7 protein-coding genes and 2 pseudogenes are annotated in these 6,218 nt (G+C 45.8%); 3 read left to right on the forward strand and 6 right to left on the reverse strand.

The window, feature by feature from the left end:
* A pseudogene (locus GA0061070_RS23670) lies at positions 1-246 on the reverse strand (helix-turn-helix domain-containing protein); the annotation flags it as partial.
* Between the two features lie 521 nt (positions 247-767).
* Here GA0061070_RS23670 and GA0061070_RS25720 point away from each other — a divergent pair.
* From GA0061070_RS25720 to GA0061070_RS23685, 3 genes and pseudogenes are all read left to right on the forward strand, one after another.
* Positions 768-965 (forward strand): annotated as a pseudogene (locus GA0061070_RS25720) (type II secretion system secretin GspD); the annotation flags it as partial.
* 4 nt (positions 966-969) lie between these two features.
* Positions 970-1,452, forward strand: coding sequence for a type II secretion system protein GspM (gene gspM, locus GA0061070_RS23680; RefSeq protein WP_090138932.1), 483 nt, complete (start codon positions 970-972; stop codon positions 1,450-1,452).
* 1 nt (position 1,453) lies between these two features.
* Complete coding sequence (locus tag GA0061070_RS23685) at positions 1,454-2,224, forward strand: prepilin peptidase (RefSeq protein WP_244153193.1); 771 nt, start codon at positions 1,454-1,456, stop codon at positions 2,222-2,224.
* A gap of 31 nt (positions 2,225-2,255) precedes the next feature.
* On the opposite strand, the gene bfr is transcribed toward GA0061070_RS23685, so the two are convergent.
* From bfr to GA0061070_RS23705, 5 genes are all read right to left on the reverse strand, one after another.
* Positions 2,256-2,732 (reverse strand): bacterioferritin, encoded by a 477-nt coding sequence (bfr, locus tag GA0061070_RS23690; protein WP_090138937.1) that lies wholly within the window; start codon positions 2,730-2,732, stop codon positions 2,256-2,258.
* A 108-nt stretch (positions 2,733-2,840) separates the two neighbouring features.
* Positions 2,841-3,035 (reverse strand): bacterioferritin-associated ferredoxin, encoded by a 195-nt coding sequence (bfd, locus tag GA0061070_RS23695; RefSeq protein ID WP_090138939.1) that lies wholly within the window; start codon positions 3,033-3,035, stop codon positions 2,841-2,843.
* A 103-nt stretch (positions 3,036-3,138) separates the two neighbouring features.
* Positions 3,139-3,744, reverse strand: a complete 606-nt coding sequence (locus tag GA0061070_RS25000) for a hypothetical protein (protein WP_139109832.1) — start codon at positions 3,742-3,744, stop codon at positions 3,139-3,141.
* Positions 3,719-5,536 (reverse strand): glycosyl hydrolase family 18 protein, encoded by a 1,818-nt coding sequence (locus GA0061070_RS23700; protein ID WP_341844413.1) that lies wholly within the window; start codon positions 5,534-5,536, stop codon positions 3,719-3,721. The genes GA0061070_RS25000 and GA0061070_RS23700 overlap by 26 nt, the downstream gene beginning before the upstream one ends.
* Before the next feature lie 263 nt (positions 5,537-5,799).
* A partial coding sequence (locus tag GA0061070_RS23705) for an EF-Tu C-terminal domain-related protein (protein ID WP_090138778.1) occupies positions 5,800-6,218 on the reverse strand: 419 nt, incomplete at its 5' end.

The raw sequence follows: 6,218 nt of genomic DNA on the forward strand, positions 1-6,218 counted from the left end.
TGCCTTTATCTCTGCGAGGATAACCTCGCTATTCCAGACATTCTCTGCCAGGCGCATGTCGATGTAATCCATAAATGGTTTCAGCTTAACCATTTTGTGGCGGGTCTTTCTGGCTGGCGGTTCAGGGTATTTGAGATAGCGTCTGACAGTCCGTTCAGAGCAACCCACCTGAGTTGCAATATCGACAATGTACGCACCCTGCTGGCGCATTTGCTTTATCATGTAAAAGTCCTCTCTGCTCTGCATGTTAATGTCCTTTCTGGTGTGAGAACCATAAGGAAACAACATGTTGGGTGGAGCGGACAATGCTAATGGTGAATTACCGTCTTATATCACTGGCGCTAACACGCCCTGCAGGACCAGACATGGCTCATTAATTAGCGTCGAAATAAGGCCATCTCATAACAGGCGATGCCGGGTGGTATAAACAGCATTAAGTTCGTCCATGAATAATTATATTGACCTTCAACGTTATTCTATTCCTAAAGTTGCGAAACCATGTAGTAAACCACTTGCTGCCAACCAGCATACAATTATATTATCGCAACCCTTAACAATAAACACATTATATATCACAGCCATTCCTAATGATAAATTCATGACAGTTATACTCCGATCATTAAAAAAGACGTTGTTATATCGCGCCTTTTACAGCATAAATATATTCACAAGCATTATAATTATATTTATTTGCATACATGCCGGATATGTTAGATATTCACAAAACCATCTGTCGTTACAAAACAAGGCCGATATTAATCCTACGAGCGGATATTCGAACTTTTGTCAGTATTGTTAGCCAAAACATGGGGAAAACCATTCTTATTGCTCCCGATGTTAGAGCCTCTATATCTATCAGAAGTACTGATACGTTTAATGAAGAAGAGTATTAACAGTTTTTCCTGAGTGTACTGGACCTTTATGGTTTTACACTTATAAGCCTTGATAATGGTTTTCTGAGGTTACGCAATGATTAAACATACGCTGACCAGATTCAGACAAAAGCCCCTCACTGAGCAACGGCTCATCATTACTCTGGGAGCATGTAGCCTTATTATTCTTTTCTGGTTTGTCCTCTATCAGCCACTCGGCAAGGGTATAGATATGCTCCAGTCCAGATACGACAGGTTACGCAACGACATGGCATGGTTCGGCAAGCAGGTTGCCGCTGCAGGTCTTTTGCCAGAAAAAAAACTCTCCGGAAAGCCTGGTGATCTCATCAGAGGCAGCCTTAAAAAGGCGGGGATGGTCGCGACAGTACAACAGGGAAACGTAGGTGAGCTGAGCATCTCTGCCACCAACATGAAAATGGAGAGCTTCATGCACTGGCTCATAGAGGTGCAGCTCAGTTACGAGTTACGTGTTGTGGAGCTGGAATTCCATGCCTCCCCACAGGAAGCCGACTCGATTACTTTGACGCGTCTGATAATCGGGGTAAAGCGTAATGGATAGTATGATGGCCTTGATCTTTATGGTTATTGGGTTACTGGCAGGCAGCACCATAGGAATGGTCACCTGGCGGTTACCGATAATGATCGCACAACAGATTACCGCTGACGAAGCATCTTCCCATTTTAATTTATGGCTACCGGCGTCACACTGCTGCCACTGCCGCATGCCTCTGGTATGGCATGATAATATCCCGCTCTTTAGCTGGCTGCGGCTGAAAGGAAAGTGTCGCCATTGTAGGCAGGCTGTCTCATGGCGTTACCCTTTGCTCGAAGTCAGCTGCGCGCTTATGGCCCTTCTCTGCTACACCCTCCACCCTGACAATCTGGCGCTTGTTTCAGGTCTTTTATTCTACTTCTGGTTCGCGCTGGCGCTCAGCGTCATCGATTCGCAGTACTTTTTACTACCCGATAAACTGACCCTGCCCTTATTGTGGCTTGGATTGCTGTTTAACCTTATGACCGGAGTTGTTCAATGTGAAGATGCCATTATGGGCGCTGTGGCGGGCTACCTCACCCTATGGCTGATTTACTGGATCGTCCGGCTGATATGGCATAAAGAAGGAATTGGCTACGGCGATTTCAAACTGCTGGCGGCAGCGGGAGCCTGGACTGGATGGCAAAGTTTGCCAATGATCCTCTATATAGCGTCCAGCATTGGGATTTTCTACGGGCTGGTGTTGTGGATAAAAAACAAACGGCTTACTGGCGTCCTCCCTTTCGGTCCGGCGCTGGCACTAAGTAGTTGGGGCTATTTCTGCTGGGTAACCCTGTAAGTCAGGAAGGTACAAAACCTTCCTGCCATCATTACTCTTCTTCGCGAATCTGTGCCTGCAGATAGTTCTGGATACCGAGTTTCTGGATAAGATCCAGCTCCGTTTCGAGCCAGTCGATATGGCCTTCCTCATCTGCAAGGATCTCTATCATCATATCGCGACTAACGTAATCATGAACGCTGTCAGCATACGCGATGGCTTCACGAAGGTCTTTTGCGCCTTCCAGCTCAAGAGCCAGATCGGAACGCAACATCTCCTCGACATCTTCGCCGATACCTAGCTTGCCAAGGTCCTGCAGATTGGGGATCCCCTCAAGAAAGAGAATACGCTCGATATACTTATCCGCGTGCTTCATCTCGTCGATGGACTCATGGTACTCAACGTCATTCAGACGCTTAAGTCCCCAGTTTTTAAACATTCTCGCATGGAGAAAATACTGGTTGATTGCGACAAGCTCATTTCCCAATAATTTATTGAGATAAATTATGGTGTTAACATCACCTTTCATTTTAGCTTCCTCCGCTTCCACTCTCTGAAGAGTAGATGCCCTGCGGAGTAAGTCAAAAAACAATTAAGGACTAAAGAATCTGGCTGTGATGTTAATCAACACGGGAACTCAAGCAATATCTTTAAATTCAGGTAGTTGCCTCAATTCATCCTGCATAATATCGCGTGTGGCGCGAATACATTTTCCACACTGATTACCGACTGGGATAAATTTTCTAAGCTGTTGAAAAGATTGTGGAGAAAACTGGCGTACAGCCTGCCGAATCTTTTTATCGCTGACACCATTACATAAACAAATGTACATACAAACTCCTGCCCAAACTTTATGCACATTCTAAATGATAATGATATTCAATTCAAATGAAAAGGCCGTACCAAAAAGCACGGCCTGATAACTATTTAAAGAACTATTTGATCATGTCAGATGTGGCAACAAAACTCGCCAGTACTGCACCATTTGTATTTGGGTCGTAACCCGGCATATTTGCTTCTGCAGAGATACTATAGGTACTGCCCACTACAGGCGTAATCGGACATGTCATTGTGACGACTCCGTTACTGATTGATTTGTAACTATAGTAGACAGTGCCTTTGTAACTTTCACATATGTAGTTTTTATCATCTTGCTTGACTACATAGCGATTTTGGCCCTTCTGTGCAGCTTCATCTAGTTTTACTTCAATTCGACCAGACGTTTTATTATATGAAAAACCTCTCACAACACCAGTCGATGGCGAAGGAGGCTGAGTGGCAGGGACCGTTATCTCAGCGAGGGTCGGTCCAACTGTATTAGTCCCCAATCCCGGTTTACCCGATTCGAGGGTTAGACTAACCTTATCGCCAGCTTTCAAATTATCGCCGCATCCCATTGCCACAGTGCCGTTACTGGTGTTACGTGAACCGTAGTAAACAGAACCATTGTAACTCTCACAGGCATACTTGCCGTTATGTCTCAAGATGAAGCGGTTTTTCTCTTTCTGAGCTGTCTCATCTAGCATAGCAAACGCGACCATTGACTACGGTGAGATCCTTCACAAATGATGGCTCTTTTGCCTGCGTAAACGGCGCAAACACCTCACTAAATGCATACTTAGGAGCCTGCTGCTCGGTCAAGCCGCTGTGCTCTGGAGAAACCTGTTTGGCTACACCCGGCTGATCGCGCATCATAGACCAGATGCTAATCATGCCAAGACCACGGTCTGTCGCATCCTGCATTACCAGCTTCGCATCAGACAGGTAGAACGCCTCACCCTGAACGTCGTTATAACCGTTCATTGGCGTCACACCCATCATAGCGTTGATTTCAGCGTCATTCTTTTCGGTGAAGACCTGCTTCAATTGACTAAACAGGTTTTCAATTGCAGACGTCGCGCATTTGCCATGGATGTTATGGCCTTCTGTACCGTCTGACTGACAAATACTGTTGCCGTAGTCCATCGCCATCACGTTAACACCCGCCAGTTCTACACCCTTCGCTTTTGCATCTTCAAGAACATAGAGCCCTTCTGCGGTCAAACCGGTTGGCAGAATTGGCAAGGTATACCAGATACCCACGCTACGGCCTTCTGACTTCCAGGTGTTCTGTACGGCTTTCACTGCTTCGTTACGACGGTTGATAGATTCATGATCGGCAACCCAAGTGCCTTCGATATCGAAATCCAGCACGTTCAGATTCAGGTTATCCACGATGTCGTAATAGTGCTGCTTCAAATCGTCCATATTCTTACAGGAGGCCGCCAGCGGAGCGTTATTTGCACCGCCAATGGAGACCATCACGTCACCGCCCGCTTCACGCAGTGCTTTGATCTTGTTGTACTGCGCGTAATCGTTAATGTTGTATGCCGTACCCCAAGTCGGGAGACAGGTTTGCGCATCTTTACTCACCACAAAGGCCATCGTGAAGTGGTTAACCCCCTGGTTATGTGCAAGGTTTACCAGATCCGGCTGGGAGTTCAGGGTAAAGTCGACATATGGAGCATAAACATGTGCAGGCCATGGCGATTTTGGCGTACCGACTTTTTCTTTGGTGCCTGTCCAGTCGATAAATACGCGCCATGGGTTGGTATCCGATGGGGAGACTTTCTGGACTTTGGACCGCGAAACGTAGTTACCACCGTTATAACGGATAAGGGTACCGTTTTGGTACAAGGTTGAGGAGTTATATTCTGGCGCTTTATTTAACTCGTCCTGAGTATAAGAGACCACATCACCCAGTGGTTTCCATGGACGGCCATTAACACCGGTCGGATTTTGGTTTGCAGTAAGAAAAGGATCGTCCCCTACGGTATAAAACAGGGCTTTATATTCCTGTCCATTTTTCTGAACTTTATCACCTTTATTATAAACGGTGGAAGATGACCACTGCGCAACAGGGGCATAAGCCTCCCACGGATTATTCTGTCCCGGCGCAAATCCATATGCACTTTGCGCTACTGATGTTTTATATGTCACATTATTGTAGGTAACAACATCGCCCGCATTATAAGAGACGCTATTATTATATTCAGGATACGTTACCGTACCACCACTGGTTTCACAGGTGGTTGGGTTACCATATTTATCTATTTCAGCAGCGGTCGCATTGCGTACAAAACGCCATGGGTTATTCGCCTGATCATTAGCAGCTTCACCCGGGCAGTTTGAGGTCGCCACCCACCATGCATTCTTATAAACGCCGCCATCGAAAATAACTTCATAGTTGCTGCCGCCTTCCTGGCCGTTCCATGCTTCCAACGCAAATGCTGGCAATGCAGTACATGTCAGTCCCATAAAAAATAGGGATTTAGTCGCGAGATTCAATTTCATGCTTAACATTCCTGTTGCTTAAGTCCATTGGTTATTACATAAAGATGCAATAACCAATAATTTAATGACCACAGGAAACAGATTCAAATGAATTAATTAAAAACAGTATGCTTTGAGAAAAACGCACACTTATCAAACCAGTTATAAGACAGTTATAAGAAATATCTGTTATCTCGAATTAAATATATTTATTTTATTTAAAATAAAAAACCCCGAAATAAATTCGGGGTTTTTAAGCCTAAAACGTTAATTAAAACGTATAATTAGCTCAGAACTTTAGCAACAACGCCCGCGCCAACGGTACGGCCGCCTTCACGGATTGCGAAACGCAGACCATCGTCCATCGCAATCGGGTGAATCAGGGTAACAACCATTTTGATGTTGTCGCCCGGCATTACCATCTCTACGCCTTCCGGCAGTTCGATGGTGCCAGTCACGTCAGTTGTACGGAAATAGAACTGCGGACGGTAGCCTTTGAAGAACGGAGTGTGACGGCCGCCTTCGTCTTTGGACAGGATATAAACTTCAGATTCGAATTTGGTGTGCGGCTTGATGGAACCCGGCTTAGCCAGTACCTGACCACGTTCGATTTCTTCACGTTTGATACCACGCAGCAGAACACCTACGTTCTCACCGGCACGGCCTTCGTCCAGCAGTTTGCGGAACATTTCAACGCCAGTAC

Source organism: Kosakonia oryziphila, from assembly GCF_900094795.1.
Lineage (GTDB): Bacteria > Pseudomonadota > Gammaproteobacteria > Enterobacterales > Enterobacteriaceae > Kosakonia > Kosakonia oryziphila.